The sequence below is a fragment of the Variovorax sp. 160MFSha2.1 genome, assembly GCF_048305075.1.
Classification (GTDB): domain Bacteria; phylum Pseudomonadota; class Gammaproteobacteria; order Burkholderiales; family Burkholderiaceae_C; genus Variovorax; species Variovorax guangxiensis.
This window is the reverse complement of the sequence record NZ_CP157624.1, coordinates 6,462,078-6,488,646: the sequence shown is the minus strand read 5'-3', so window position 1 is coordinate 6,488,646 and position 26,569 is coordinate 6,462,078. Positions and strand designations below refer to the sequence as shown.

Annotated in this window: 29 protein-coding genes and 1 tRNA gene; 25 read left to right on the top strand and 5 right to left on the bottom strand. The window is 66.8% G+C overall.

The window, feature by feature from the left end:
* The first annotated feature begins 35 nt into the window (after nt 1-35).
* Genes ABL838_RS30040 through ABL838_RS30030 form a run of 3 tightly spaced genes read left to right on the top strand, consistent with a single transcriptional unit; the run spans nt 36 to nt 9,126 of the window.
* Nucleotides 36-7,550, top strand: coding sequence for an amino acid adenylation domain-containing protein (locus tag ABL838_RS30040; RefSeq protein ID WP_418123258.1), 7,515 nt, complete (start codon nt 36-38; stop codon nt 7,548-7,550).
* 1 nt (nt 7,551) lies between these two features.
* On the top strand, nt 7,552-8,874 hold the full coding sequence (locus ABL838_RS30035; protein WP_369660442.1) for a glycosyltransferase: 1,323 nt from the start codon (nt 7,552-7,554) through the stop codon (nt 8,872-8,874).
* A gap of 30 nt (nt 8,875-8,904) precedes the next feature.
* Complete coding sequence (locus ABL838_RS30030; RefSeq protein ID WP_126021196.1) at nt 8,905-9,126, top strand: MbtH family protein; 222 nt, start codon at nt 8,905-8,907, stop codon at nt 9,124-9,126.
* Nucleotides 9,127-9,394: 268 nt separating this feature from the next.
* Here the strand turns inward: ABL838_RS30030 and ABL838_RS30025 are convergent, their stop codons facing one another.
* Nucleotides 9,395-9,568: a hypothetical protein gene (locus ABL838_RS30025; protein WP_418123257.1), complete on the bottom strand. Its 174-nt coding sequence runs from the start codon at nt 9,566-9,568 to the stop codon at nt 9,395-9,397.
* Between ABL838_RS30025 and ABL838_RS30020 the strand changes: the two genes are divergently transcribed.
* The 4 genes from ABL838_RS30020 (at nt 9,567) to ubiA (ending at nt 13,194) form a co-directional block, all read left to right on the top strand.
* A complete protein-coding gene (locus tag ABL838_RS30020) occupies nt 9,567-10,535 on the top strand; it encodes an acyltransferase family protein (protein ID WP_418123256.1) in 969 nt (322 codons plus the stop codon). The genes ABL838_RS30025 and ABL838_RS30020 overlap by 2 nt on opposite strands.
* Before the next feature lie 74 nt (nt 10,536-10,609).
* Entirely contained in the window at nt 10,610-11,575 is a 966-nt protein-coding gene (locus ABL838_RS30015) for a LysR substrate-binding domain-containing protein (protein WP_126021198.1), read from the top strand.
* Nucleotides 11,576-11,729: 154 nt separating this feature from the next.
* Entirely contained in the window at nt 11,730-12,305 is a 576-nt protein-coding gene (locus ABL838_RS30010) for a Dps family protein (RefSeq protein ID WP_126021199.1), read from the top strand.
* The gene (ubiA, locus tag ABL838_RS30005; RefSeq protein ID WP_418118387.1) at nt 12,295-13,194 is read left to right on the top strand and encodes a 4-hydroxybenzoate octaprenyltransferase; all 900 of its coding nucleotides are present in this window, start codon (nt 12,295-12,297) and stop codon (nt 13,192-13,194) included. The genes ABL838_RS30010 and ubiA overlap by 11 nt, the downstream gene beginning before the upstream one ends.
* A gap of 48 nt (nt 13,195-13,242) precedes the next feature.
* On the opposite strand, the gene proC is transcribed toward ubiA, so the two are convergent.
* Nucleotides 13,243-14,100 carry a pyrroline-5-carboxylate reductase gene (gene proC / locus ABL838_RS30000; protein WP_418123254.1) on the bottom strand — a complete coding sequence of 286 codons (858 nt, stop codon included), beginning with the start codon at nt 14,098-14,100 and terminating at the stop codon, nt 13,243-13,245.
* Nucleotides 14,097-15,269 (bottom strand): esterase-like activity of phytase family protein, encoded by a 1,173-nt coding sequence (locus tag ABL838_RS29995; protein ID WP_418123253.1) that lies wholly within the window; start codon nt 15,267-15,269, stop codon nt 14,097-14,099. Before ABL838_RS29995 ends, proC begins: the two co-directional genes overlap by 4 nt.
* 214 nt (nt 15,270-15,483) lie before the next feature.
* On the opposite strand from ABL838_RS29995, the gene rplN reads away from it, so the two are divergent.
* From rplN to ABL838_RS29905, 18 genes are all read left to right on the top strand, one after another.
* A complete protein-coding gene (gene rplN / locus ABL838_RS29990; protein WP_009124801.1) occupies nt 15,484-15,852 on the top strand; it encodes a 50S ribosomal protein L14 in 369 nt (122 codons plus the stop codon).
* A 12-nt stretch (nt 15,853-15,864) separates the two neighbouring features.
* Entirely contained in the window at nt 15,865-16,197 is a 333-nt protein-coding gene (gene rplX / locus ABL838_RS29985; protein WP_019653967.1) for a 50S ribosomal protein L24, read from the top strand.
* A gap of 11 nt (nt 16,198-16,208) precedes the next feature.
* Complete coding sequence (gene rplE, locus ABL838_RS29980; protein WP_093196100.1) at nt 16,209-16,748, top strand: 50S ribosomal protein L5; 540 nt, start codon at nt 16,209-16,211, stop codon at nt 16,746-16,748.
* A gap of 8 nt (nt 16,749-16,756) precedes the next feature.
* Nucleotides 16,757-17,062, top strand: coding sequence for a 30S ribosomal protein S14 (gene rpsN / locus ABL838_RS29975; RefSeq protein WP_019653969.1), 306 nt, complete (start codon nt 16,757-16,759; stop codon nt 17,060-17,062).
* 20 nt (nt 17,063-17,082) lie between these two features.
* A complete protein-coding gene (gene rpsH / locus ABL838_RS29970; RefSeq protein ID WP_081267428.1) occupies nt 17,083-17,478 on the top strand; it encodes a 30S ribosomal protein S8 in 396 nt (131 codons plus the stop codon).
* A gap of 24 nt (nt 17,479-17,502) precedes the next feature.
* On the top strand, nt 17,503-18,036 hold the full coding sequence (gene rplF / locus ABL838_RS29965) for a 50S ribosomal protein L6 (RefSeq protein WP_369660446.1): 534 nt from the start codon (nt 17,503-17,505) through the stop codon (nt 18,034-18,036).
* Nucleotides 18,037-18,050: 14 nt separating this feature from the next.
* Nucleotides 18,051-18,416: a 50S ribosomal protein L18 gene (rplR, locus tag ABL838_RS29960; protein ID WP_026346312.1), complete on the top strand. Its 366-nt coding sequence runs from the start codon at nt 18,051-18,053 to the stop codon at nt 18,414-18,416.
* Nucleotides 18,417-18,434: 18 nt separating this feature from the next.
* Entirely contained in the window at nt 18,435-18,953 is a 519-nt protein-coding gene (gene rpsE, locus ABL838_RS29955; protein ID WP_125950502.1) for a 30S ribosomal protein S5, read from the top strand.
* A 35-nt stretch (nt 18,954-18,988) separates the two neighbouring features.
* Entirely contained in the window at nt 18,989-19,171 is a 183-nt protein-coding gene (gene rpmD, locus ABL838_RS29950; RefSeq protein WP_019653974.1) for a 50S ribosomal protein L30, read from the top strand.
* Nucleotides 19,172-19,182: 11 nt separating this feature from the next.
* Nucleotides 19,183-19,614: a 50S ribosomal protein L15 gene (gene rplO, locus ABL838_RS29945; RefSeq protein ID WP_019653975.1), complete on the top strand. Its 432-nt coding sequence runs from the start codon at nt 19,183-19,185 to the stop codon at nt 19,612-19,614.
* Nucleotides 19,615-19,641: 27 nt separating this feature from the next.
* Nucleotides 19,642-20,955: a preprotein translocase subunit SecY gene (gene secY, locus ABL838_RS29940; RefSeq protein ID WP_019653976.1), complete on the top strand. Its 1,314-nt coding sequence runs from the start codon at nt 19,642-19,644 to the stop codon at nt 20,953-20,955.
* 64 nt (nt 20,956-21,019) lie between these two features.
* Nucleotides 21,020-21,133 carry a 50S ribosomal protein L36 gene (rpmJ, locus tag ABL838_RS29935; RefSeq protein WP_013544106.1) on the top strand — a complete coding sequence of 38 codons (114 nt, stop codon included), beginning with the start codon at nt 21,020-21,022 and terminating at the stop codon, nt 21,131-21,133.
* A 23-nt stretch (nt 21,134-21,156) separates the two neighbouring features.
* Nucleotides 21,157-21,522, top strand: coding sequence for a 30S ribosomal protein S13 (rpsM, locus tag ABL838_RS29930; protein ID WP_013544105.1), 366 nt, complete (start codon nt 21,157-21,159; stop codon nt 21,520-21,522).
* A 12-nt stretch (nt 21,523-21,534) separates the two neighbouring features.
* Nucleotides 21,535-21,939 (top strand): 30S ribosomal protein S11, encoded by a 405-nt coding sequence (gene rpsK / locus ABL838_RS29925; protein ID WP_009124825.1) that lies wholly within the window; start codon nt 21,535-21,537, stop codon nt 21,937-21,939.
* Between the two features lie 131 nt (nt 21,940-22,070).
* A complete protein-coding gene (gene rpsD / locus ABL838_RS29920; protein WP_126021203.1) occupies nt 22,071-22,694 on the top strand; it encodes a 30S ribosomal protein S4 in 624 nt (207 codons plus the stop codon).
* A 142-nt stretch (nt 22,695-22,836) separates the two neighbouring features.
* A complete protein-coding gene (locus tag ABL838_RS29915; protein WP_009124827.1) occupies nt 22,837-23,826 on the top strand; it encodes a DNA-directed RNA polymerase subunit alpha in 990 nt (329 codons plus the stop codon).
* Nucleotides 23,827-23,923: 97 nt separating this feature from the next.
* Nucleotides 23,924-24,322 carry a 50S ribosomal protein L17 gene (gene rplQ / locus ABL838_RS29910; protein WP_126021204.1) on the top strand — a complete coding sequence of 133 codons (399 nt, stop codon included), beginning with the start codon at nt 23,924-23,926 and terminating at the stop codon, nt 24,320-24,322.
* Between the two features lie 18 nt (nt 24,323-24,340).
* A tRNA-Met gene (locus tag ABL838_RS29905) sits at nt 24,341-24,417 on the top strand.
* 129 nt (nt 24,418-24,546) lie between these two features.
* Here ABL838_RS29905 and ABL838_RS29900 read toward each other — a convergent pair.
* A complete protein-coding gene (locus tag ABL838_RS29900) occupies nt 24,547-24,945 on the bottom strand; it encodes a RidA family protein (protein ID WP_184639544.1) in 399 nt (132 codons plus the stop codon).
* Entirely contained in the window at nt 24,942-26,564 is a 1,623-nt protein-coding gene (locus ABL838_RS29895; protein ID WP_418123252.1) for an AMP-binding protein, read from the bottom strand. Before ABL838_RS29895 ends, ABL838_RS29900 begins: the two co-directional genes overlap by 4 nt.
* Nucleotides 26,565-26,569: the final 5 nt, after the last annotated feature.

Here is a 26,569-nt window from a genome sequence, read left to right as displayed (position 1 = left end):
CGCTCGCCGATTCAATTCAAGACGTGGAGAAGTTCATGAGCACGGTCGATCCCCTGGGTGCCGCATCGGTCCTCACTACGGGCCAGATGGCGATGTGGCTCGGCGCGAAGTTCGCCTCGCCGGACACCAACTTCAACCTCGCCGAAGCCATCGAGATCGAGGGCTGGATCGACGCGGACGTCTTCATGGCCGCGATGCGGCAGGTGACCGAAGAGGCCGAGGCCACGCGCCTGAGCTTCGTCGACACCGCGCAGGGCCCGCGGCAGGTGGTGGCGCCCGCCTTCAACCGCGAGATGCCCTTCCTGGACTTCAGCGGCGAGCACGATCCGGGCGCCGCCGCGCAAGCCTGGATGCAGGCCGACTTCACGCGCAAGGACGACCTCGCGCGCGACCAGCTCTGGATGTCCGCGCTGATCCGCCTCGCGGACGACCACCACGTCTGGTACCACCGCAGCCACCACATCGTGCTCGACGGCTTCGGCGGCGGGCTCATCGCGCGCCGCTTCGCCGACGTGTACAGCGCCCGCATCGCCGGCACCGAGGTGCCCGAGGCCTCGCGCCTCGCGCCCATTTCGCAGTTGATGGAGGAAGACAAGGCCTATCGCGAATCGGGACGCTACCCGCGCGACAGGCAGTACTGGACGGAGCGCTTCGCCGACGCGCCCGATCCGCTGAGCCTGGCCTCGCAGCGCTCGGTGAACGTCGGCGGCCTGTTGCGCCAGACCGCCTACCTGCCGGCCGAAAGCGTGCGCGCCCTGGCCGACATCGCGCAGCAGCTCGGCGCCACGCTGCCGCAGATCCTGATCGCGACCACCGCCGCCTACCTGTACCGTGCCACCGGCGTCGAGGACATGGTGATCGGCATCCCTGTCACCGCGCGGCACAACGACCGCATGCGCCGCGTGCCCGCGATGGTGGCCAACGCGCTGCCGCTGCGCCTGGCGATGCGCCCCGACCTGCCGGTGGCAGAGCTGATCGCCGAAGTGGGGCGGCAGATGCGGCAGATCCTGCGGCACCAGTCCTACCGCTACGAGCACCTGCGCGGCGACCTCAACATGCTGGTGAACAACCGGCAGCTCTTCACCACCGTGGTCAACGTCGAGCCCTTCGACTACGACTTCCGCTTCGCCGGCCACGCCGCATGGCCGCGCAACCTGTCCAACGGCACGGCCGAGGACCTGGGCATCTTTTTGTACGAGCGCGGCAACGGGCAGGACCTGCAGATCGACTTCGACGCCAACCCCGCGATCCACACTGCGCAATCGCTGGCCGACCACCAGCGCCGGCTGCTGGCCTTCATGACGGCGGTGATCCGCCAGCCCGCGCAGGCCATCGGCCACGTCGACCTGCTCGATGCCGCCGAGCGAGAGCAGCTTCTGGTGACGTGGAACGACACGGCGCACGCAGTGCCCGGGACGAACCTCGTCGCGCTCATCGAAGCGCAGCTCGCCGCCAACCCGCAAGGCATCGCACTGCGCTTCGAGGGCGAGGCGATGAGCAACGAGGAACTCGACCGCCGTGCCAACCGCCTCGCGCACCTGCTGCGCGCGCGTGGCGCAGGCCCCGAGCGCACCGTGGCGCTGGCCATTCCGCGTTCCTTCGACCTCATGGTGGCGCTGCTCGCCACGCTGAAGACCGGCGCGGCCTATCTGCCCGTGGACCCCGACTTCCCACAGGACCGCATCGCCTTCATGCTTGGCGACGCGCGGCCCGCCTGCCTCGTCACCACCGCTGCGCTCGCGGAGTCGCTGCAGGTGGGCGCCCCGACCCTTCTGCTCGATGTAGGGCAAACGTTTGCGGACCTGGCGAATTGCGACGACGCCGATCACGGTATCGCCATCGACCCCGCGCATCCGGCCTACGTGATCTACACCTCCGGCTCCACCGGCAAGCCCAAGGGCGCGGTGGTGTCGCACCGCGCCATCGTCAACCGCCTGCAGTGGATGCAGGACCGCTACCGCCTGAAGGCAGACGACCGCGTGCTGCAGAAGACGCCGTCGAGCTTCGACGTGTCGGTGTGGGAATTCTTCTGGCCGCTGATCGACGGCGCCACGCTGGTGCTCGCGAAGCCCGGCGGCCACAAGGACGCGGCCTACCTCGCGAAGCTGATCGCCGATGAAGGCATCACTACCGCGCACTTCGTGCCGTCGATGCTGGAAGTGTTCCTGCTCGAGCCGAAGGCGCGCGAGTGCGCCTCGCTGCGGCGCGTGATCTGCAGCGGCGAGGCGCTGTCGCCCGCGCTGGTGTCGCAGTTCCAGCAGCAGCTGCCGTGCGAGCTGCACAACCTCTACGGGCCGACCGAGGCCGCGGTCGACGTCACTTCGTGGGAGTGCCCGCGCGAGGCTGAGGACGCGCCGTCTTCGCGCAGCAGCGTGCCCATCGGCCGGCCGATCTGGAACACGCAGATGCATGTGCTCGACAGCGGCCTGCAGCCCGTGCCGCCCGGTACCACGGGCGAGCTGTACATCGCGGGCGTCGGCCTCGCGCGGGGCTATCTCGAGCGCCCGCTGCTGAGCGCCGAGCGCTTCGTGGCCAACCCCTACGGCGAGCCCGGCAGCCGCATGTACCGCACCGGCGACCTCGCGCGCTGGCGCGAGGACGGCAGCCTCGACTTCCTGGGCCGCGCCGACCAGCAGGTGAAGATCCGCGGGCTGCGCATCGAGCCCGGCGAGATCGAATCGGCGCTGCTGCAGCACGCGCAGGTCGCGCAGGCGGCGGTGGTCGCGCGGGAAGACGTGCCGGGCGAGAAGCGCCTCGTGGCCTACGTGGTGGCCGCCGAGGGTGCCGATCCGCAGGCGGCCGATCTGCGCACCCACCTCGCGCAGTCGCTGCCCGAGTACATGGTGCCCTCGGCCTTCGTCAACGTGCCGGCGCTGCCGCTGGGCCCCAGCGGCAAGCTCGACCGCCGCGCGCTGCCCGCGCCCGAGCTGCAGGCGGCCACGCCCTACGTGGCGCCGCGCACGCACACCGAGAAGATCCTCGCGCGCCTCTGGGCCGAGACGCTGCACCTGCCGCGCGTGGGCATCGAGGACAACTTCTTCGAGCTCGGCGGGCACTCGCTGATGATCGTGCAGCTGATCTCGATGATCCGCCAGCAGTTCATGATCGACCTGCCGCTGGATACGCTGTTCCAGGTCTCCACCATCGCCGGCCTCGCCGAGCTGCTCGACCAGGCCTCGCAGGCGCGCCCGAGCCTGGTGCCGATGCCGCGTCCGGCGCGCATTCCGCTGTCGTTCGCGCAGCGCCGCCTTTGGCTGATGAACCAGCTGGAGAACGCCAACCCCGCCTACAACATGCCGCTGGCGCTGCGCCTGTCGGGCACGCTCGACCGCGCCGCGCTGCAGTCGGCGCTCGACGACCTGGTGCAGCGCCACGAGAGCCTGCGCACCATCTACCCGAGCGAGGACGGGCTGCCCTACCAGCACATCCTCGAAGGCGAACAGGCGCGCGCGCTGCTGGTCGAGGCCGACAGCAGCGAGGACGGGATCGCCGCGCAGCTGCACGCCGCCGCCCGCACCGGCTTCGACCTCGGCACCACCGCGCCGCTGCGCCCGCAGCTCTTCAGGCTGGCCGACGACGAGCACGTGCTGCTGCTGCTCACCCACCACATCGTGGGCGATGGCGCCTCGCTGCTGCCGCTGGCGCGCGACCTGAGCGTGGCCTACGCCGCGCGCAGCGAAGGCAAGGCGCCTGGCTGGGCGCCGCTGCCGCTGCAGTACGCCGACTACGCGCTGTGGCAGCAGGAGCTGCTGGGCAGCGAAGACGACCCCGAGAGCATGGCCGGCCGCCAGCGCGAGTTCTGGCGCGAGACCCTGCGCGACCTGCCCGAGCGGCTGAGCCTGCCGGTCGACCGCCCGCATCCGGCCGTGCCCAGCTACCGCGGCGACGTGGTGCCGCTGCAGATTCCGCCGCAGGTGCACGAGCGCATGCTGCAGCTGGCACGCGACGGCCAGGCCAGCGTCTTCATGGTGCTGCAGGCCGCGCTCGCGGGGCTGCTCAACCGTCTGGGCGCGGGGGACGACATCGTCATCGGAACGCCGGTGGCAGGCCGCAGCGATCACGCGCTGGACGAGCTCATCGGCTGCTTCGTCAACGCGCTCGTGCTGCGCACCGACCTCGCAGGGCAGCCCAGCCTGCGCGAGCTGGTCGCACGGGTGCGCGCCACCAACCTCGCGGCCTACGCGAACCAGGAGTTCCCGTACGACCGCATCGTGGAGCTGCTGCGCCCGCAGCGCGGCGGCGCGAACCTGCCGCTGTTCCAGGTGATGCTGGGCTTCCAGAGCGGCAGCAACCGGCTCTCCTTCGGGCTGCCGGGCCTGTCGATCACGCCGCAGCCGGTGGAGGTGGACACGGCCAAGTTCGACCTGTCCTTCATCCTCGACGAGCAGCGCGGCGCCGACGGGCTGCCTGGCGGCATCGCGGGCGGCATCCAGTTCAGCACCGACATCTTCGACCGCGCGACCGTCGAGGCCGTCGGCCAGCGGCTCGTGCGCCTGCTGGAGCAGGCCTGCGATGCGCCCGATGCCGCGCTGGGCAGCCTGGACATCCTCGGCGAAGAAGAGCGTCATCGGCTGCTGCACGACTGGAGCGGCGGCACGCGCGACGACATCGCGCCGCTCTCGCTCGCGGCCATGGTCGAGGCGCACGCCGCCGCGCGCCCGCATGCGGCTGCGGTGGTGCTCGACGATGCCTCGGTCGTGAGCTATGCCGCGCTCGACGTGCGCGCCAACAGGCTCGCGCACCTGCTGCGCGGGCGGGGCGTGGGCGCGGGCCACATCGTTGCGACCGTGCTGCCGCGTTCGCTGGACCTCGTGGTGGCGCACCTCGCCATCGTGAAGGCCGGCGCGGCCTACCTGCCCGTCGATCCGAACCACATGGCCGGGCGCAGCGCCTTCGTGTTCGAGGAGGCGGCGCCTGCCGCGGTGCTGACGCACACGTCGCTGCTGCCGGAACTGGCCGGCATTGCGCACTGCCTCGCGCTCGACAGCGACGAGACCGTCGCAGCGCTGGCCATCCAGTCGGACGGGCCCGTGGCGCAACCTCGCGCGGCCGACCCGCGCGATGCCGCCTACGTCATCTACACCTCCGGCTCCACCGGCAAGCCCAAGGGCGTGGTGGTGCCGCACCAAGGGTTGAGCAGCCTCGGCGCCTCGATGGCGCAGCGCTTCGCCATCGACCACGGCTCGCGCGTGCTGCAGTTCTCCTCCAGCGGCTTCGACGCTTCGGTGATGGACCTGCTGATGGCCTTCCATGCAGGAGCCGCGCTGGTGGTGCCTTCAGCGCAGCAGGTGCTGGGGGTCGAGCTCGGCGCGCTGATCGACCGGCTGGCCGTGAGCCACGCGCTGATTCCGCCGGCCGCGCTCGCGACGCTGCCCGAGGGCGAGTACCCGTATCTGCGGACGGTGGTGGTGGGCGGCGATGCCTGCTCCGCCGAACTGGCCGCGCGCTGGTCCAGGGGCCGCCGCATGATCAACGCCTACGGCCCGACCGAGATCACCATCTGTGCGAGCACCAGCGCGCCGATGAACGGCGATGAGCCGCCCACCATCGGCACCCCGGTGTGGAACACGCGCGTGTACGTGCTCGACGACGCGCTGCAGCCGGTGCCGCCAGGCGTGGCGGGCGAGCTCTACATCGCGGGCAGCGGCGTCGCGCGCGGCTACCTGAACCGCGCGTTGCTGAGCGCCGAGCGCTTCGTCGCCGATCCCTTCGGCGAGCCCGGCAGCCGCATGTACCGCAGCGGCGACCTGGTGCGCTGGCGCAACGACGGCAGCCTCGACTTCCTCGGCCGCGCCGACCAGCAGGTGAAGATCCGCGGCTACCGCATCGAGCCCGGCGAGATCGAATCGGTGCTGCTGCGCCACCCGCAGGTGACGCAGGCGGCCGTCATCGCGCGCGAGGATGTGCCGGGCGAGAAGCGTCTGGTGGCCTACGTGGTGGCGTCGTCCGATCCGCAGCCGGCGGAACTGCGCGCCCACATGGCGCAGTCGCTGCCCGACTACATGGTGCCCTCGGCCTTCGTGCACCTGCCGTTCCTGCCGCTCACACAGAGCGGCAAGCTCGACCGCAGGGCGCTGCCCGCGCCGGGCCAGCAGGCCGCCTCGGCATATGCCGAGCCGCGCACCGCCACCGAAACGCAGCTCGCCGCGCTGTGGGCCGAGACGCTGCACCTGGAGCGCGTGGGCATCCACGACAACTTCTTCGAGCTCGGCGGGCATTCGCTGATGGCCATTCAGCTCGGCATGCGCATCCGTCAGCAGGTGCGCGCGGACTTTCCGCATGCCGAGGTCTACAACCGGCCGACCATCGCGGCGCTGGCCGCATGGCTGGACGACAACACGGAAGGCGCCCAGGCGCTGGACCTGTCGCGCGAGCTCGACCTGCCGGCGTACATCCAGCCCCATGTGGCCCTGCCGCCGTTGATTGCAAAGCGCGTGTTCCTGACCGGCGCCAGCGGCTTCGTCGGCAGCCACCTGCTGGCCGCGCTGCTGCGCGATACCGCTGCCCGCGTGGTCTGCCACGTGCGCGCCGCCGACGAGGAGGCCGGCCGGCGCCGCCTGCAGCTCACGCTGGCGCAGCGGCAGCTCGGCGCGATCTGGGACGACGCGCGCATCAAGGTCGTGACCGGCGATCTCGGCAAGCCGCGCCTGGGGCTGGACGACAGCGCGGTGCAGCTGGTGCGCGAGGGCTGCGACGCCATCTACCACTGCGCGGCGCAGGTGGACTTCCTGCATCCCTATGCCAGCCTGAAGCCCGCCAACGTCGACAGCGTGGTCACGCTGCTCGAATGGACCGCGCAGGGCCGGCCGAAGAGCATGCACTACGTGTCGACGCTGGCGGTGATCGACCAGAACAACGGCAAGGAAGGCGCCACCGTCACCGAGCAGTCGGCGCTGGCCTCCTGGAGCGGGCTGGTCGACGGCTACAGCCAGAGCAAGTGGGTGGGCGACGCGCTGGCGCGCGAGGCGCAGTCGCGCGGCATGCCGGTGGCGATCTACCGGCTGGGCGCGGTCACGGGCGACCACACGCACGCGATCTGCAACGCCGACGACCTGATCTGGCGCGTGGCGCATCTCTATGCCGACCTCGAAGCCATTCCCGACATGGACCTGCCACTGAACCTCACGCCGGTGGACGACGTTGCGCGCGCCATCCTCGGCCTCGCGGCACTGCAGTCCTCGTGGGGCCAGGTGTTCCACCTGACGAGCCAGGAGGCGCTGCGGGTGCGCGACATTCCGGCCGTGTTCGAGCGGCTCGGCATGCGGCTCGAACCCGTCGGGCTCGAACCGTGGCTGCAGCGCGCGCATGCGCGGCTCGCCGTGGGGCAGGACCGCGACCTCGCAGCGGTGCTGGCGATTCTCGACCGCTACGACACCTCGGCCACGCCGCCGAAGGTGAGCGGCGAGGCCACGCACGCGCAGCTGCAGGCCATCGGCGCGGCGATCCGCCCGGTGGACCGCGATCTGCTGCAGCGCTACTTCGTCGACCTGGGCATCGACACCAAGGCGCGCCGCGCGGCCGTCGAGACCCGCGCATCGCAGGTGGCCTGAGATGGCGCGCTACCTCATCGCGGCGACCGCGCTGCCGGGACACGTGCTGCCGATGCTCGCCATCGCGCAGCATCTGGTGGGCCTCGGGCACGAGGTGCGGGTGCACACGGCGAGCCGCTTCCGCGCGCAGGCCGAGGCCACCGGCGCGGGCTTCACGCCCTTCGACGCCTCCATCGACTTCGATCACCACGAACTCGACCAGCGCTTTCCGCAGCGCCAGCGGCTGCCGTCGGCGCATGCGCAGCTGTGCTTCGGGCTCAAGCACTTCTTCGCCGACGCCATGGCGGCGCAGCGGGCCGGGCTGGAGGCCATCCTGCGCGACTTCGCGGCCGACGCGATCGTGGTCGATACCATGTTCTGCGGCACCTTCCCGCTGCTGCTGGGGCCGCGCGAGCAGCGCCCGGCCATCGTGGCCATCGGCATCTCGGCGCTGCCGCTGTCTAGCTGCGACACCGCCTTCTTCGGCACCGCGCTGCCGCCGTCGTCCACGCCGGAAGGGCGGGTGCGCAACCGCGCGATGAACGCCAACCTCAAGCAGGCGATGTTCGGCGAGGTGCAGCGCTACTTCGACGCGCTGCTGACCTGCGCGGGCCTGCCGGCCCTGCCCGAGTTCTTCATCGACGCGATGGTGAAGCTGCCGGACGTCTACCTGCAGCTCACTTCCGAATCCTTCGAGTACCCGCGCAGCGACCTGCCGGCCTCGGTGCGCTTCGTCGGCCCGCTGCTGGCGCCGGCCAGCCGCGACTTCGTGGAACCCGACTGGTGGCACGAGCTGGACGACGGCCGCGCGGTGGTGCTGGTGACGCAGGGCACGCTGGCCAACCAGAACCCGGCGCAGCTGATCGGGCCGACCCTGCAGGGGCTGGCCGGCGCTGGCGACATCCAGGTCATCGCGACCACCGGCGGCCCGCAGCCCGAAGCACTGAACATGGCGGTGCCGGCGAATGCGCGCGTGCTGCCCTTCCTGCCCTACGACCGGCTGCTGCCCAAGGTGCACGCGATGGTCACCAACGGCGGCTACGGCTCGGTCAATCATGCGCTGAGCCTCGGCGTGCCGCTGGTGGTGGCTGGCGCCACCGAGGAGAAGCCCGAGATCGCCGCGCGCGTGGCGTGGTCGGGGGCAGGCATCAACCTGGGCAACGGACAGCCCACCGCGCGCCAGATCGGCGACGCGGTGCGCAGGCTGCTGAACGACCCCGCCTACCGCCAGCGCGCGGGCGTGCTGCGCGACGACTTCGCGCGGCATCACGCGCTCACCGGGATATCGGCCGCGCTCGGGGCGCTGCGCGAGGCCGCTGCTGCCGAATCCGTGGAAATGGCCTGACTGAAGACGAACCCCGCAAGGAAACCGACGATGAGCAACCCGTTTGATGACAAGAACGGCACCTTCCAGGTGCTGGTGAACGACGAAGGCCAGCACTCGCTGTGGCCCGCCTTCATCGACGTGCCCGCCGGCTGGAAGGTGGCGCTGCCCGCCACCGACAGGGCCGCCTGCGGCGCCTACATCGAGGCGAACTGGACGGACATGCGCCCGCGCTCCCTTGCGGCGAAGGATCTCGATGCTGCCGGCGCATGAGGGTGTTCGCCCTGCACCGGCGCGGCGCCGCATGGGCGTATGCGGCGCGCCTGCGCTCGTCCGCGGCCGGTGATGTGAGCGCCGCCTCCGGCGAGCGGAAGGAACGCGCCGGCTCGGCCGAAGGGAGGCGGGAAAAGCCGCGGCAGCGGGGCGGGCCGAGCCGGCGATGAGCGTCTTCTCTGCCTGGCCGTACTTCGTGCTCGTGCTGGTGGTGCTCGGCGCGATGGCGCTCCCGGTGTTCCGCGCGGCCGACGAGCCGCGGCACAGTTCACGCGACCACCGCACCGCCACGCTCGACGGGCTGCGCGGCTTTCTCGCGCTGAGCGTGTTCGTGCATCACCTGATGGTGACCCATGGCTACATCGAGCATGGCGAGTGGACTTTTCCGCCCTCGGGCTTCCACACGCTGCTGGGGGCAGGCGGGCGTGGGCGTCTTCTTCATGATCACCGGCTTCCTGTTCTGGGGAAAGCTGCTCGACGCGAAGGGGCGGCCGGACTGGCGCGGCCTGTATGCCGGCCGGCTCTGGCGCATCGGCCCGACTTATCTGCTGGCGGTGGGCTTGATGTTTCTTGCGGTCGCATGGCGCACCGGCTTCGAGCTCAGGGAGCCGGTGTGGTCCCTGCTCGGCGCAGTGCTGCAGTGGCTGGCCCTCGGCATCTGGCCGCTGCAGCCGGACATCAACGGCTATGCCGGCACGACGCTGATCCTCGCTGGCGTGACGTGGACGGTCTTCGTGGAGTGGCTGTTCTACGGGGCGCTGCGGCCGATGGCGCCGCTCGCACGGGGCGATCGCACACCCCGGTTCGTGCTCGGTCTCATGCTGCTGCTGTGCCTGCCCTTGCTGTGCTTCGCGGCGCTGTCGCCGGGCGCCACGCCCTCGCGGCCTACGCTCGCGCTGGTGATCGGGGCACTGGCCTGGGTGCTGGCATCGTTTCTCATGGGCATGCTGTCGGCCTGGCTGGTTCGGCGCGGCGGGCCGAAGCTGCCGCAGCGATCGGCTTCACTGCTCGCGCTGGCCTGCCTTGGAGGCGTCTTCCTGGGCTTCGAGCACATGGTCGGTCCAGTGCAGGTGCTGCTGCTCTGGGTGTTCTTCCACCTGGTGTGCACCGGCAGCACCCTCTTCGGCCTGCTGGCCACGCGCGCGGCCCGGCGCATGAGCACGGCGAGCTACAGCATCTACCTGCTGCAGGGGCTGGTGCTGACGCTGGTGTTCGGCCTGCGGCCGGTGAGAGAGTTCGCGATGGCCGGGGCGATGCAGTACTGGCTGGTGGGCACCGCCTGCGCGCTGCTGCTGGTGGCGGCCTCGGTGGTCAGCTACCGGCTGGTCGAGAAGCCGGGAATCGCGCGGGGCCGGCGCCTGCGGGCCGGGCCGCGCGGGATGCCCGCGGCGCAGGCGGCGGGGCCTTGAACGGGGGATGGCCGTGGTCCTGAAGACCCCAGGCCATCCTCGTCACACACCCTTGCGCATAATTGACGCAAGCTATGACTCTCACCGAACTCAAATACATCGTCGCAGTGGCCCGCGAAAGGCACTTCGGCAAGGCGGCCGAGGCCTGCTACGTTTCACAGCCGACCCTCTCGGTTGCGATCAAGAAGCTCGAGGACGAACTCGAGGTCAAGCTCTTTGAGCGCAGTGCCGGCGAAGTGACCGTCACGCCGCTAGGCGAGCAGATCGTGCAGCAGGCCCAGAGCGTGCTCGACCAGGCAGCCAGCATCAAGGAGATCGCCAAGCGCGGCAAGGACCCGCTGGCCGGCCCGCTGAACCTGGGCGTGATCTACACCATCGGCCCGTACCTGCTGCCCGACCTCGTGCGCCAGGTGATCGCGCGCACGCCGCAGATGCCGCTGGTGCTGCAGGAGAACTTCACCGCCAAGCTGCTGGAGATGCTGCGCGCCGGCGAGATCGACTGCGCCATCATGGCCGAGCCCTTTCCCGACACCGGCCTCGCGATGGCGCCGCTGTACGACGAGCCCTTCATGGCGGCGCTGCCCAACAAGCACAAGTTCGCCGACCGCGAATCCATCACGTCCGAAGAACTGCAGAGCGAGACCATGCTGCTGCTGGGCACCGGCCATTGCTTCCGCGACCACGTGCTGGAGGTGTGCCCGGAGTTCGCGCGCTTCTCGAGCAACGCCGAGGGCATCCGCAAGAGCTTCGAGGGCTCGTCGCTCGAGACCATCAAGCACATGGTGGCCTCGGGCATGGGCGTGACGCTGGTGCCGCGCCTGTCGGTGCCGGCCGATGCGCTCAAGCCCAAGGTCAAGGGCCGCAAGGAGGCCGAGCAGATGGTGCGCTACCTGCCGGTGCGCGACGCGCAGGACCGCGACCCGCCCACGCGCCGCGTGGTGCTCGCATGGCGGCGCACCTTCACGCGCTACGAGGCCATCGCCGCGCTGCGCAACGCGATCTATGCGTGCGAGCTGCCGGGCGTGAAGCGCCTTTCGTAGCGGATCGAATGTCGAGAACTTGGCCTACGCGAGGGCTGTTTTGAATCGTTGATCGCTGAGATAGAGTGGCACTGTTGCGAAGCCGCGTGCCGGCTTCCAGAATCGAAGCGAACACCCCCTCCAAGAAATCGACTGAAGAAAAGGATCTCCCGCCATGGCCAAAGACTCCAAGAAACCATCGTCAGCAGCTTCCGCCGGCAAGGTGCCCAAGAAGGGCGGCAAGCAGGTCGCGCAGGAGTCGGGCAGCCGCAATGCGCCCATCATCAACATCGGCATCGAGCGCCAGGACCGCGCCGCCATCGCCGAAGGCCTGAGTCGCGTGCTGGCCGACACCTACACGCTGTACCTCACCACGCACAACTTCCACTGGAACGTGACGGGCCCGCACTTCAACTCGCTGCACGCCATGTTCATGCAGCAGTACACCGAGCTGTGGGGCGCGACCGATGTGATCGCCGAGCGGATCCGCGCACTGGGCCACTACGCCCCTGGCTCGTACGCCGAGTTCAGCAAGATCGCCACCGTGCCCGACGTGCCGCAGAACCCGCCCAAGGCGATGGAGATGGTGCGCATCCTGGTGAAGGGCCACGAGACCGTGTCGCGCATCGCGCGCGAATTCATTCCTGTCGCCGAAGAAGCCGGCGACGACCCGACGGCCGACATGCTGACCGCGCGCTGCACGGTGCACGATCAGACGGCCTGGATGCTGCGTTCCCTCCTTGAAGACTGATTCCGCTCCCCCCGTCATCGCGCCCGCGGCTCGCCGCGGGCGTTTTGCGTTGTATCTCGACCTGATCCGCTGGAACCGCCCGGCGGGCTGGCTGCTGCTGCTGTGGCCCACGCTGGGCGCGCTGTGGTTCGCGGCGGGCGGCTGGCCGGGCTGGCACTTGCTCATCGTGTTCACGCTCGGCACCTTCCTCATGCGCAGCGCCGGCTGCTGCGTGAACGACGTGGCCGATCGCGACTTCGACCGTCACGTGAAGCGCACGGCGCAGCGGCCCGTCACCAGCGGCGAGCTGTCGGTCAAGGAGGCGCTGGGGCTGGGCGTGGTGCTGGCGCTGGTGTCCTTCGGGCTGGTGCTCACGACCAACCGCACGACGGTACTGTGGTCGTTCGCGGCGCTGGCCATCACGCTGGTTTATCCCTTCGCCAAGCGCTTCGTCTCGGTGCCGCAGGCGGTGCTGGGCATCGCCTTCAGCTTCGGCATTCCGATGGCGTTCGCGGCGGTGCAGTCGACCGTGCCGCTCTTTGCGGCAGTGCTGCTCGCGGGCAACCTGTTCTGGGTGCTGGCCTACGACACCGAATATGCGATGGTCGACCGCGACGACGACCTGAAGATCGGCATGAAGACATCGGCCATCACCTTCGGCCGCTTCGATGTCGCGGCGGTAATGGCGAGCTACGCGATCTTCCTCGCGGTCTGGACCTGGGCAGGCGCCAGCCGTTCGCTGGGCGTGCTGTTTTATGTGGGCATCGCCGTGGCTGCGGCGCAGGCTCTGTGGCACTGGCGGCTGATCCACGACCGCACGCGCGAAGGCTGCTTCAAGGCATTCCGGCTGAACCACTGGCTGGGCTTCACCGTGTTCGCCGGTGTCGTGGCCGGCTACGCGCTGCGTTGAGCACGCCACGCTGCCCGGCGGGCTTCGTGGCTCTATCCAACGAGTTGTTCAGTCGCGGCCGAATTCTTCGCCCAGTTCGGCAGCGCGCTTCTGTGCCGCGCGGATCGCGGTCTTGAACTGCGACTTCACGTCCGCCGCCTGCAGCGAGGTGATGGCCGCGTAGGTGGTGCCGCCCTTGGAGGTCACGCGCTCGCGCAGCACCGACGGCGGCTCGGTCGCGCTGTGCGCCAGCGCCGAGGCGCCGGTGAAGGTGCCGATGGCCAGCCGCTGGGCCTGCTCGGGCGAGAGGCCCATCTCGACGCCGGCCTCGGTCATTGCCTCGATGAAATAGAACACGTAGGCCGGGCCGGAGCCGGACATGGCGGTGACTGCATCGAGGGCCGGTTCGGTGTCCACCCAGAGCAGTTCGCCGGTAGGCGCCAGCAACTGGCCGACCATCGAGCGGTCGGTGCCTTCGACGCCGGGGCGGGCATACAGGCCGGTCATGCCCTTGCCCACCAGCGCGGGCGTGTTGGGCATGGCGCGCACCACGCGCTCGGTGCCGAGCCAGCGGGCGATGCTGTCGGACGGAATGCCCGCGGCCACGCTCAGGTGCAGGACATCGGCGGCGAAGGCGCGCACCGGCCTGGCGGCTTCGGCGAAGGTCTGGGGCTTGACCGCCCACACCACCACGCCGCAGCGCGACAGCGCCTCGCTCGCCTCGGCCCTGGCGACGATGCCGAAGGACTGGGCCAGCTTCTTCCGGGCCTCCTCGAAGGGCTCGACCACCTCGAAGGCATCCGCCGGGGTGCCTTGCTGGATCAGGCCGCCGATGATGGCGCTGGCCATGTTGCCGCCCCCGATGAAGGCGACGGGAGGCAGCGGCGCAGGGCCGGTGCGGGGCAGGAAGGTCACGGCGATGGTCATGGTCGGTCGGCGTATTCGAAGGCGGCGAACTGGGTGATTTGAAGCGGATTGAAATTGTCGTCGCTCACGACCACCAGCATGCGCCTGCCGCCGGGCAGCGGCGGGCCCCAGCACATGCCTTCGGTGTTGTCGAGCCGGGAGAGGCCCAGCGCGGCGAAGTCGGCCACCAGGGTCTTCGCCGCCGGCCGGTGGTTGCCGGGCGCCAGCGCATCGACCGCAAGCACATCGCTGGCGGCGCGGGTGTCTATTTCATACAGGCGCAGCGAATTGCCGCGGCCGGTGGCGTAGGCGCGCTCCAGCACCAGCATGCGGTCGGCGTCGAGCATCAGGATCTCGCTCACGCCGTTGTCGGCGTAGCTTCCGGGAACGAGCGGGCGCAGCGGGATGGCGTCGGGAACGTAGGCGATCTGGCGGTCGGGCTGGCCGGTCTCCAGGTCGATCCGCGTGAAGCGGCAGGGACCGCCGGCGGCGCCCACGGCGGGTTCGGGGCCGTCCTGGATCAGGGCGTTTTCCATCGCCAGCCAGGCGAAGCGGCCGTCGGGCGTGAGGCTGACGCCCTCGAAGGTCAGGTTGTCGCGCGGGCCGCGGCGCTTTGCCGGATCGGGCTGGAACATCGCCGGCATTCGGAATTCGCGCAGGAAACGGCCGTCGCGGGCCGATTCGTACAAGCCCGGGCCGAAGCCACGTGCGACGTCCCCCTCGCTGGTCCACAGCAGGGTGTTGGTGGCGGGGCGCAGCCGAAGGGCTTCAGGATCGGGCACAGGCAGGCCGTCGACCGCGTTGCGGCGGCTGGGCCAGGGACCGCCGCCCGGGCGTTGCAGCTGCACCACGCCGGTCGACTCCGGCGGCGCGGCCTGCGGGGAGGGCCAACGGGCGGTGTAGTAGCGCACGGGGGCGAGATCCGATCGGTCGTCGCTGATGAGCAGGTACTCACCTCGGATTGGGTCGTAGTCGATACCCGAGAGGCCTCCGGCCGTGGTTCCTTCTATATGAAGGCGGTGCGGCCAACGCGCTTCGGCGACGAGGCGCAGCCGGCCGGGGTCCGGGTTCGGTGTCGCGCCACCTTTGCAACCGGCCAGTGCCAGCCCCGCGAAGCCGACCCCGGCGGCCAGCAGGCGCCGGCGCTGTATTGACGAGGTCGAAAGAACGGGGTTTTCGGGCGCTTGCACGCCCCGGAGTCTAGTGGCAGTGCTCGACGGCAAGCAGGGTTGTTGACTTCCGGTTTCTCGCGTGCAACAATCGCGGGCTTCGCTTTCAAAAGGCGAAGCTTTCAGCCCAAAGCGAAAGTGTCCCGAGTGGTTCGGGGCATGGACGACGGGCCCAAGACTGACTGATTTGCCTCCCTCCTGGATGCACATCGGTACAAGTTGGGAATATCAAGAAATGATCCAAACTGAATCCCGGCTCGAAGTGGCCGACAACACGGGCGCGAAATCCGTCCTGTGTATCAAGGTGCTCGGTGGCTCCAAGCGGCGTTATGCCAGCGTGGGCGACGTCATCAAGGTCAGCATCAAGGAGGCCGCTCCGCGTGGTCGCGTCAAGAAGGGCGAGATCTACAGCGCAGTGGTGGTCCGCACCGCCAAGGGCATCCGTCGCGCTGACGGTTCGCTCGTCAAGTTCGACGGCAACGCAGCAGTGTTGCTCAACGCCAAGCTGGAGCCCATCGGCACCCGCATCTTCGGACCGGTCACGCGCGAACTGCGCACCGAGAAGTTCATGAAGATCGTGTCGCTGGCCCCCGAAGTTCTCTAAGGACACAACGCCATGAACAAGATTCGCAAGGGCGACCAGGTCATCGTGTTGGCCGGCCGCGACAAGGGCAAGCGGGGCACCGTCTCGCTGCGCAAGGACGACTCGCATGTGGTCGTCGAAGGCATCAACCTCGTCAAGAAGCACACCAAGCCGAACCCCCTGAAGGGTACGACCGGTGGCATCGTCGAGAAGGCCATGCCGATTCACCAGTCCAACGTGGCGATCTTCAACGCCGCGACTGGCAAGGCCGATCGCGTGGGCGTCAAGGTCACCCAGGATGCTGACGGCAAGCGCGTGGCTGTTCGCGTGTTCAAGTCGAGCGGCGAAGAAATCAAGTTCGCCTAAGAGGTACTCACATGGCACGTCTCCAACAACACTATCGCGAAAAGATCGCGAAAGACCTGACGGAAAAGTTCGGCTACACGTCGCCGATGCAGGTTCCGCGCCTCACCAAGATCACCCTGAACATGGGCGTGGGTGAAGCAGTCGCCGACAAGAAGGTCCTCGACAACGCCGTCGCCGACCTGACCAAGATCGCCGGCCAGAAGCCCGTGGTCACCAAGTCGAAGAAGGCCATCGCCGGCTTCAAGATCCGCGAAAACCAGCCGATCGGCTGCATGGTCACGCTGCGTGGCGTGCACATGTACGAATTCCTGGATCGCTTCGTGACCATCGCGCTGCCGCGCGTTCGCGACTTCCGTGGTATCTCCGGCCGTGCTTTCGACGGCCGTGGCAACTACAACATCGGCGTCAAGGAACAGATCATTTTCCCCGAGATCGAGTACGACAAGGTCGATGCCCTGCGCGGTCTCAATATCAGCATCACGACGACGGCCAAGACCGACGAAGAAGCCAAGGCTCTTCTCGCCGGCTTCCGTTTCCCGTTCAAGAACTGAGGTGGCCTGTGGCTAAAGCATCTTTGATCCAGCGCGAACTCAAGCGCGACAAGCTGGTTGCCAAGTTCGCAGCGAAGCACGCCGAACTGAAGGCGGCTTCCAACGACCTGAAGAAGACCGAGGAAGAGCGCGCCGCTGCTCGCCTGGCGCTGCAGAAGCTGCCGCGCAACGCGAACCCCACGCGCCAGCGCAACCGTTGCGAAATCACCGGTCGTCCCCGTGGCACCTTCCGTCAATTCGGTCTGGCCCGCGCCAAGATCCGCGAACTGGCTTTCAACGGCGACATCCCCGGTGTCACCAAGGCCAGCTGGTAAGCCAGGCAGGAGCAAACAACATGAGCATGAGTGATCCCATTGCCGACCTGCTGACGCGTATCCGCAACGCGCAGATGGTGGCGAAGCCCACCGTGTCGGTCCCGTCTTCCAAGGTGAAGATCGCGATCGCACAAGTCCTGAAGGACGAGGGCTACATCGACGGCTTCCAGGTCAAGACCGAAGCCGGCAAGAGTGAACTGGAAATCTCGCTGAAGTACTACGCTGGCCGTCCGGTCATCGAGCGCATCGAGCGTGTGAGCCGCCCTGGCCTGCGTGTCTACAAGGCCAGCGCTTCCATTCCGCAAGTCCAGAACGGCCTCGGCGTCGCCATCGTCACGACCCCCAAGGGCGTGATGACCGACCGCAAGGCTCGCGCCTCCGGTGTCGGCGGCGAAGTCCTGTGCTACGTCGCCTAACCGAGACATCGAGGAGTAACTGAAATGTCCCGAGTAGGAAAATCGCCGGTCGCCATCCCCGCAGGCGTGGATGTGTCGATCAAGGAAGACCAGATCAGCGTCAAGGGTACGGGCGGCACGCTCAACCTCGCGCGCAACGCGCTGGTCAACGTCGTCAGCAAGGACGGCAAGCTGAGCTTCGAGCCCGCCAACGATTCGCGTGAAGCCAACGCGATGAGCGGCACGGTTCGCCAGCTCGTGAACAACATGGTGGTCGGTGTGACCAAGGGCTTCGAGAAGAAGCTCAGCCTGATCGGCGTGGGCTACAAGGCCGCCGCCCAGGGCGCCAAGCTGAACCTCCAGGTCGGCTACTCGCACCCCGTCAACATCGACATGCCGCAAGGCATCACGGTGGCGACGCCCACCCCGACCGAAGTCGTGGTCAAGGGCGCAGACCGCCAGCGCGTCGGCCAGGTGGCCGCTGAGATCCGTGCCGTTCGTCCGCCAGAGCCCTACAAGGGCAAGGGCATCCGCTATGCGGACGAGAAGATCGTGATCAAAGAGACCAAGAAGAAGTAAGGGGCAGCAAAATGATGTTGACCAAAAAAGCACAGCGTCTCCGCCGCTCGCGCCAGACCCGCATCCGCATCGCGACGCAGGGCGTGGCCCGTCTGACGGTGAATCGCACCAACCTGCACATCTACGCCACCGTCATCTCCGGCGACGGCGCCAAGGTGATTGCAACCGCATCGACGGCAGAAGCCGAAGTGCGTACCTCGCTCGGCGGTTCGGGCAAGGGCGGCAACGCTGCCGCCGCCACCGCCGTCGGCAAGCGCATCGCTGAAAAGGCGAAGGCAGCCGGCATCGAGAAGGTCGCTTTCGACCGCGCAGGTTTCGCCTACCACGGCCGCGTCAAGGCGCTGGCCGAAGCCGCCCGCGAAGCCGGCCTGCAGTTCTAACCGGACACGAGATTCAAAATGGCAAAGATTCAGGCAAGAGCTCAGAACGAAGGCCCTGAGGACGGTTTGCGCGAGAAGATGATCGCGATCAACCGCGTCACCAAGGTGGTGAAGGGTGGTCGTATCCTCGGTTTCGCAGCACTCACCGTGGTCGGTGACGGCGATGGCCGCGTCGGCATGGGCAAGGGCAAGTCGAAGGAAGTGCCCGCTGCAGTGCAGAAGGCAATGGAAGAAGCGCGTCGCAACCTGCTGAAGGTTTCGATCAAGAACGGCACGCTGCACCACCAGGTGCAAGGCCACCACGGCGCTTCGACGGTCGTGATGTACCCGGCTCCCAAGGGTACCGGCATCATCGCCGGCGGCCCGATGCGCGCCGTGTTCGAAGTGATGGGTATCACCGACATCGTGGCCAAGAGCCATGGTTCGTCGAACCCCTACAACATGGTTCGCGCCACGCTCGACGGGTTGAAGAACTCGACGACCGCCAGCGAAGTGGCTGCCAAGCGCGGCCTGACCGTCGAAGAAATCTTCGCCTGAGCGCAGGCCGTCGCAAGCCTCAAGGAAGCATTCAAATGACGCAACAACAGACCCTCAAGGTGCAACTGGTCAAGAGCCCGATCGGCACCAAGGAATCGCATCGCGCGACCGTGCGCGGCCTCGGCCTGCGCAAGCTCAACAGCGTGAGCGAGCTGCAAGACACGCCCGCGGTGCGCGGCATGATCAACAAGATCAGTTATCTGGTCAAAGTCCTGTAAGAGAGACTGATATGGAACTCAATGGCATCAAGCCGGCGGATGGCGCCAAGCACGCCAAGCGCCGTGTCGGCCGCGGTATCGGTTCCGGCCTGGGCAAGACCTCGGGTCGCGGCCACAAGGGCCAGAAGTCGCGCGCAGGCGGTTTCCACAAGGTCGGCTTCGAAGGCGGTCAAATGCCGCTGCAGCGTCGCCTGCCGAAGCGTGGCTTCAAGTCGCACCTGCTGAAGTTCAACGCCGAAGTCACGCTGACCGCTCTCGAGCAGCTCGGCCTGGCCGAAGTGGACATCCTGGCGCTGAAGCAAGCCGGCCTCGTGGGCCAGCTCGCCAAGGTCGTCAAGGTCGTGAAGACCGGTGAGCTCACCAAGGCCGTCAAGCTGACGGGCGTGGGCGCAACGGCTGGCGCCAAGGCTGCGATCGAAGCGGCCGGCGGCAGCATCGCCTGATCACCATCGGACTGAAAGAAGTTCTTCGTGGCAACTAACGCGGCAACGATCGCAAAAACAGGCAAGTTCGGCGACCTCCGTCGTCGGCTCGTCTTTTTGCTGCTCGCGCTCGTGGTCTACCGGATTGGCGCGCACATTCCTGTGCCGGGTATCAACCCGGACCAGCTGGCTGCGCTGTTCCAGGGCCAGCAGGGCGGCATTCTGAGCCTGTTCAACATGTTCTCGGGCGGTGCGCTGTCGCGCTTCACCGTGTTCGCGTTGGGGATCATGCCGTACATCTCGGCGTCGATCATCATGCAGCTGATGACCTACGTGCTTCCGACCTTCGAGCAATTGAAGAAGGAAGGCGAGGCCGGCCGCCGCAAGATCACGCAGTACACGCGCTACGGCGCGCTGGGTCTGGCCCTGTTCCAGTCGTTCAGCATCGCGGTGGCTCTCGAGTCGTCGGCAGGCCTGGTGATCTCGCCCGGCTTCGGCTTCCGCATCACCGCCATGGTGAGCCTGACGGCAGGTTCCATGTTCCTGATGTGGCTCGGCGAGCAGATCACCGAACGCGGCCTGGGCAACGGCATCTCGATCCTGATCTTCGCGGGTATCGCGGCCGGCCTGCCCAATGCCATCGGCGGCCTGCTGGAACTGGTGCGTACCGGCGCCATGAACGTGATCGTCGCGCTCTTCATCGTCGCCGTGGTGGTGCTGGTCACCTACTTTGTGGTGTTCGTGGAACGCGGCCAGCGCAAGATCCTCGTGAACTATGCGCGGCGCCAAGTCGGCAACAAGGTGTATGGCGGCCAGTCGTCGCACCTGCCGCTGAAGCTGAACATGGCTGGCGTGATCCCGCCGATCTTCGCCTCGTCGATCATCCTGCTGCCGGCGACTGTGGTCGGCTGGTTCAGCACCGGTGACGGCGGTTTCCGCTGGATCAAGGACGTCGCCAGCGCGCTGCGTCCCGGCGAGCCGATCTACGTGCTGCTGTACGCCGCTGCGATCGTTTTCTTCTGCTTCTTCTACACGGCACTCGTGTTCAACAGCAAGGAAACGGCCGACAACCTGAAGAAGAGTGGTGCATTCATCCCGGGTATCCGCCCGGGTGACCAGACCGCTCGCTACATCGACAAGATCCTGGTTCGACTGACGCTGGCTGGCGCGGTGTACATCACCTTCGTCTGCCTGCTGCCGGAGTTCCTGATCCTGAAGTACAACGTGCCGTTCTACTTCGGTGGTACCTCCCTGCTGATCATCGTGGTCGTCACGATGGACTTCATGGCCCAGGTGCAAAACTACATGATGTCCCAGCAGTACGAATCGCTGCTGAAGAAGGCGAACTTCAAGACATCGTAGGGCTGTGTTTCAGTATTGAGTCCGGGCGGTAGACCGCCACGTTAAACAGTTTTAGGAGAGTGAAATGAGAGTTTCGGCTTCGGTCAAAACCATCTGCCGTAATTGCAAGGTCATCCGCCGCAAGGGTGTGGTGCGCGTGATCTGCACCGACCCGCGCCACAAGCAGCGCCAGGGTTGATTGAAGAGTATTAGAGGACGCACATGGCACGTATTGCTGGCATCAACATCCCGCCGCACAAGCACGCTGAAATCGGCCTGACCGCCATCTTCGGCATCGGTCGCACCCGCGCCCGCCAGATCTGCGAAGCGAGCGGCATCGAGTATTCGAAGAAGATCAAGGATCTGACCGACGCCGATCTCGAGAAGATCCGCGACCAGATCGCCCTGTTCACGATCGAAGGCGACCTGCGTCGCGAGACGACGATGAACATCAAGCGCCTGATGGACATCGGCTGCTACCGCGGCTTCCGTCACCGTCGCGGCCTGCCGATGCGCGGCCAGCGCACGCGCACCAACGCCCGCACCCGCAAGGGTCCGCGCAAGGCTGCGCAGTCCCTGAAGAAATAAGGATAGAACAGCATGGCTAAAGCACCTGCAAACAACGCCGCACAGCGCGTTCGCAAGAAGGTTCGCAAGAACGTCGCGGACGGTATCGCTCACGTGCACGCTTCGTTCAACAACACCATCATCACGATCACCGACCGCCAGGGCAACGCCCTGTCGTGGGCTTCGTCGGGTGGCCAGGGCTTCAAGGGCTCGCGCAAGTCGACGCCGTTCGCTGCGCAGGTCGCTTCCGAAGTGGCCGGCCGTGCTGCTGTCGAACAAGGCATCAAGAACCTCGACGTCGAGATCAAGGGCCCCGGCCCCGGTCGCGAATCGTCGGTGCGCGCACTGGCTGCGCTCGGCATCCGGATCAACTCGATCGCCGACGTGACGCCCGTTCCGCACAACGGCTGCCGTCCCCAGAAGCGTCGCCGCATCTGATCGCCAGTCCGCAAGGCGCAGCCGGCTTTGAATAGCGGCTGCGCGTTTGTTTTTTTACTAAGCCCACCGCCATCGGCATTCCGCTGATGGCTCCCGCAGGCAACTGCGGTAGATGACACAAAGGAAAAATCGTGGCACGTTACCTCGGCCCCAAGGCCAAACTTTCCCGCCGTGAAGGCACCGACCTGTTCCTGAAGAGCGCTCGTCGTTCGATCCAGGACAAGGCCAAGTTCGACTCCAAGCCCGGCCAGCACGGCCGCACCTCGGGTCAGCGTACCTCCGACTACGGCCTGCAGCTGCGCGAGAAGCAGAAGGTCAAGCGCATGTACGGCGTGCTCGAGAAGCAGTTCCGCCGCTACTTCGAAGAAGCCGATCGCCGCCGTGGCAACACCGGTGCCAACCTGCTGTTCATTCTCGAATCGCGTCTGGACAACGTCGTCTACCGCATGGGCTTCGGCTCGACCCGCGCCGAAGCGCGCCAGCTCGTGTCGCACAAGGCGATCACGGTGAACGGTCAGTCGGTCAATATCCCGTCGTACCTGGTCAAGACCGGCGACGTGATCGCCGTGCGCGAGAAGTCGAAAAAGCAGACCCGCGTTGTCGAAGCGCTGCAACTCGCCCAGCAAGTCGGTATCCCGGCATGGGTCGACGTGAATGCCGACAAGGCCGAAGGCACGTTCAAGAAGGTGCCCGATCGCGACGAATTCGCAGCCGACATCAACGAATCGCTGATCGTCGAACTGTATTCGCGTTGATTTTTTCTACCCGCCTGCGCTTCCACGCGCCGGCGGGAGATTGTTTTTGTTGTTCACGTTCCTGTTCCGCGCTCCGTCGCGGCTCAGGTGCTTCACCAGCCTTACCGGTGTAACGAGCCGGGGGTATTGAGAGGAAGTCTGCATGCAAACCACCCTGCTGAAACCCAAGACCATCCAGGTCGAGCAACTTGCCGCCAACAAGGCCAAGGTGACGCTCGAGCCTTTCGAGCGCGGCTATGGCCACACGCTCGGCAACGCGCTGCGTCGCGTTCTGCTGTCGTCCATGGTGGGCTACTCGGCCACCGAAGTCACGATCGCTGGCGTTCTGCATGAGTACTCGTCGATCGACGGCGTGCAGGAAGATGTCGTCAACATCCTGCTGAACCTCAAGGGCGTGGTGTTCAAGCTCCACAACCGCGACGAAGTCACGCTGAGCCTGCGCAAGGACGGCGAAGGCCCGGTGCTGGCGTCCGACATCCAGACCCCGCACGACGTCGAGATCATCAATCCCGACCACGTGATCGCCCACCTGTCGCAAGGCGGCAAGCTCGACATGCAGATCAAGGTCGAGAAGGGCCGCGGCTACGTGCCCGGCACGATGCGCCGCTACGCGGACGAGCCGACCAAGTCGATCGGCCGCATCGTCCTCGACGCTTCGTTCTCGCCCGTCAAGCGCGTGAGCTATACGGTCGAAAGCGCCCGCGTGGAGCAGCGTACCGACCTGGACAAGCTGCTGGTCGAAATCGAGACCAACGGTGCGATCACCGCCGAAGACGCAGTGCGCGCATCGGCTAAAATCCTGGTCGAGCAGCTCGCCGTGTTCGCGCAGCTCGAAGGCGGCGAACTCGCTGCGTTCGACGCTCCGGCTCCGCGCAGCGCACAGCAGTTCGATCCGATCCTGCTGCGCCCTGTCGACGAACTCGAACTGACGGTGCGTTCGGCCAACTGCCTGAAGGCCGAAAACATCTACTACATCGGTGACCTGATCCAGCGCACCGAGAACGAGCTGCTCAAGACCCCGAACCTGGGTCGCAAGTCGCTCAACGAAATCAAGGAAGTGCTTGCCTCGCGCGGCCTGACCTTGGGCATGAAGCTCGAAAGCTGGCCGCCGGCCGGCCTCGACAAGCGTTGATCATTTGAATTTTTTGAAAGAGGCCCCCTGAAAAGGGCCAGTGCACCAGGCAGTACCTGACACGGCTGCCTGTTTTTATAAAGTAAAGGAAAGCACCATGCGTCACGGACACGGACTCCGCAAACTCAACCGCACCAGCTCGCACCGCCTCGCGATGCTGCAGAACATGATGAATTCGCTCATCGAGCACGAAGTCATCAAGACCACGGTCCCCAAGGCCAAGGAACTGCGCCGCGTCATCGAGCCGATGATCACGCTCGCCAAGAAGCCCACCGTCGCCAACAAGCGCCTGGCCTTCGACCGCCTGCGCAACCGCGATGCCGTCGTGAAGCTCTTCGGTGACCTCGGCCCGCGTTTCGCAACGCGTCCGGGCGGCTACACCCGCATCCTGAAGATGGGCTTCCGCGTGGGTGACAATGCCCCGATGGCGCTTGTCGAACTGGTTGACCGTCCTGAAATTAAAGAAGACGCAGCCGAGCAAAACGCCGCTGAATAAGCTATAATCTAAGTCTGCCGCGCGATGGAGCAGCCTGGTAGCTCGTTGGGCTCATAACCCAAAGGTCGCAAGTTCAAATCTTGCTCGCGCAACCAAATTGAAAAGGCCCTTTGAGAAATCAAAGGGCCTTTTTCTTTGCCGGTCTTTGTTTATCAATTGCCGGTGAATGACAAAAAGAAATGCCCTCGCAATGAGGACATTTTTATTTCGGTCGGCGCAAGAGATCAGTCCGGGATGACCGCCGTCACTTCGATCTCCACCTTCGCCCGGTGCTCCACAAGCGCCGCCACCTGCACACAGGTCATGGCCGGGAAGTTGCGTCCCATCGCTTCGCGATAGACAGGCCCGAGCTCGCTGAGGCGGCGGCTGTATTCGTCACGGTCCGTCACATACCAGGTCATGCGCACCATGTGCTCGGGGCCCGCACCACCTGCGCGCAGCACCTCGACGATGTTGCGCAGCGCCAGGCCGCACTGGTCGATGAAGTCGTCCGACTCGAATTGCTGCTGCGCATTCCAGCCGATCTGGCCACCGACGAACAGCATCGTTCCGCGAGCGGCGACGCCGTTCGCATAGCCCTTGGGAGGCAGCCAGCCTTCGGGTTGCAGGAGTTTGTTGATCATGATGTCGTGTTGAGTTGTCTCAGTTTGAATCGTTGGAGCTTGCCGGTTTCCGTGCGCGGCAGCGCCGGCACGAACTCGATCTCCCTTGGGTATTTGAATGGCGCGATGGTCGCCTTCACGTGGTCCTGCAGCGCCTTCACAAGGGTTGCGTTGCCCTCGTTGCCGGGCTTGAGAACGCAGAACGCCTTCACGATCATGCCTCGCTCGGCATCGGGCTTGCCGATCACGCCGCACTCGGCCACGGCAGGATGCTTGAGCAGCGCATCCTCCACTTCCGGCCCGCCGACGTTGTAGCCGGCCGTGATGATCATGTCGTCCGCGCGTGCCTGGTAGAAGAAGTAGCCGTCGTCGTCCTGCACGAACGAATCTCCCGGATAGTTCCAGCCGTTCTTCACGTAGTCCGTCTGGCGCGGATCGTCGAGGTAGCGGCAGCCCACCGGCCCCTGCAGCGCAAGCTTGCCGACCGTGCCATGGGGCACCTCGTTGCCTTCGCCATCCACCACCTTCGCGGTGAAACCGGGCACTGCCTTGCCAACTGCCCCGCGGCGCACGTCGTTGCCCGCGGCAGAGATGTAGATGTGGAACACCTCGGTTCCGCCGATGCCATCCAGCATCTCGATGCCGGAAGCTTCCTTCCACAGCTGCCGTGTGGCATCGGGCAGGGCCTCGCCCGCGCTCACGCTGATGCGCAGGCTGGGCATGCCGTGCTGCTTCACGAACGGCGCCATCTGCCGGTAGAACGTGGGTGCCGTGTAGCAGATGGTTGCGCCGACCTCGTTGATGAGCTTCACCAGCCCCTCGGGCGTGAATGGCGCATCGGGGAAGTAGACGGAGGCGCCGGCCCACATCGGAAACACCAGCAGTCCGCCGAGCCCGAAGGTGAAGGCCAGCGGCGGCGAGCCCACCACGATGTCGTCGCTGCGCGCGCGCAGCACGTGGCGCGGCCAGGTCTCGCACATCGCGAGCACATCGCGGTGCGTGGTGACGGGCGCTTTCGGCTTGCCCGTGGTGCCCGAGGTGAAAGCCAGCAGCGCGATGTCATCGGATGCCGTGGGGCATGCCTCGAACACACCGTTCTTCTTCGCCGCGCGTGCCGAAAGCGAATCTTCCGCATCGGGCTTGTTGAATGCAACCACCGTGGCAAGCACCGGATGCGCCTGCTGCGCCAGCAGCAACTCATCGAGCAGCCGACCATCGCACAGCGCGGCCACGGGCTGTGATTTCTCGATGATGTCGCCCAGCTCCTTCGCGCGCAGCAGCGGCATCGTGGCCACCGCGATCAGCCCGGCCTTCACCACCGCCAGCCATGCCAGCGCCATCGCCACCGAATTGCCGCCGCGCAGCAGCACCCGGTTGCCCGGCACCAGCTTGAGATCTTCCACCAGCACCTGCGCGATGCGATTGACCTCGACGGCCGCCTGCGCATAGGTCAGCGTGCCCTGCGGCGAGCGCAGCATCGGCTTGTCGCCGAAACCCTTCGCTGCGGCCTTGTCGAGCAGCTCCTCGACCAGGTTGAGCTGGTCGGGCAGCTGCAGCTCGGGCAGGTCGTAGCGAAAGACGGGCAGCTGTGCCGCGGGCGGCAAGCGGTCGTGAACGAAGCGGTCGACTTGGGCAGACACGGTGT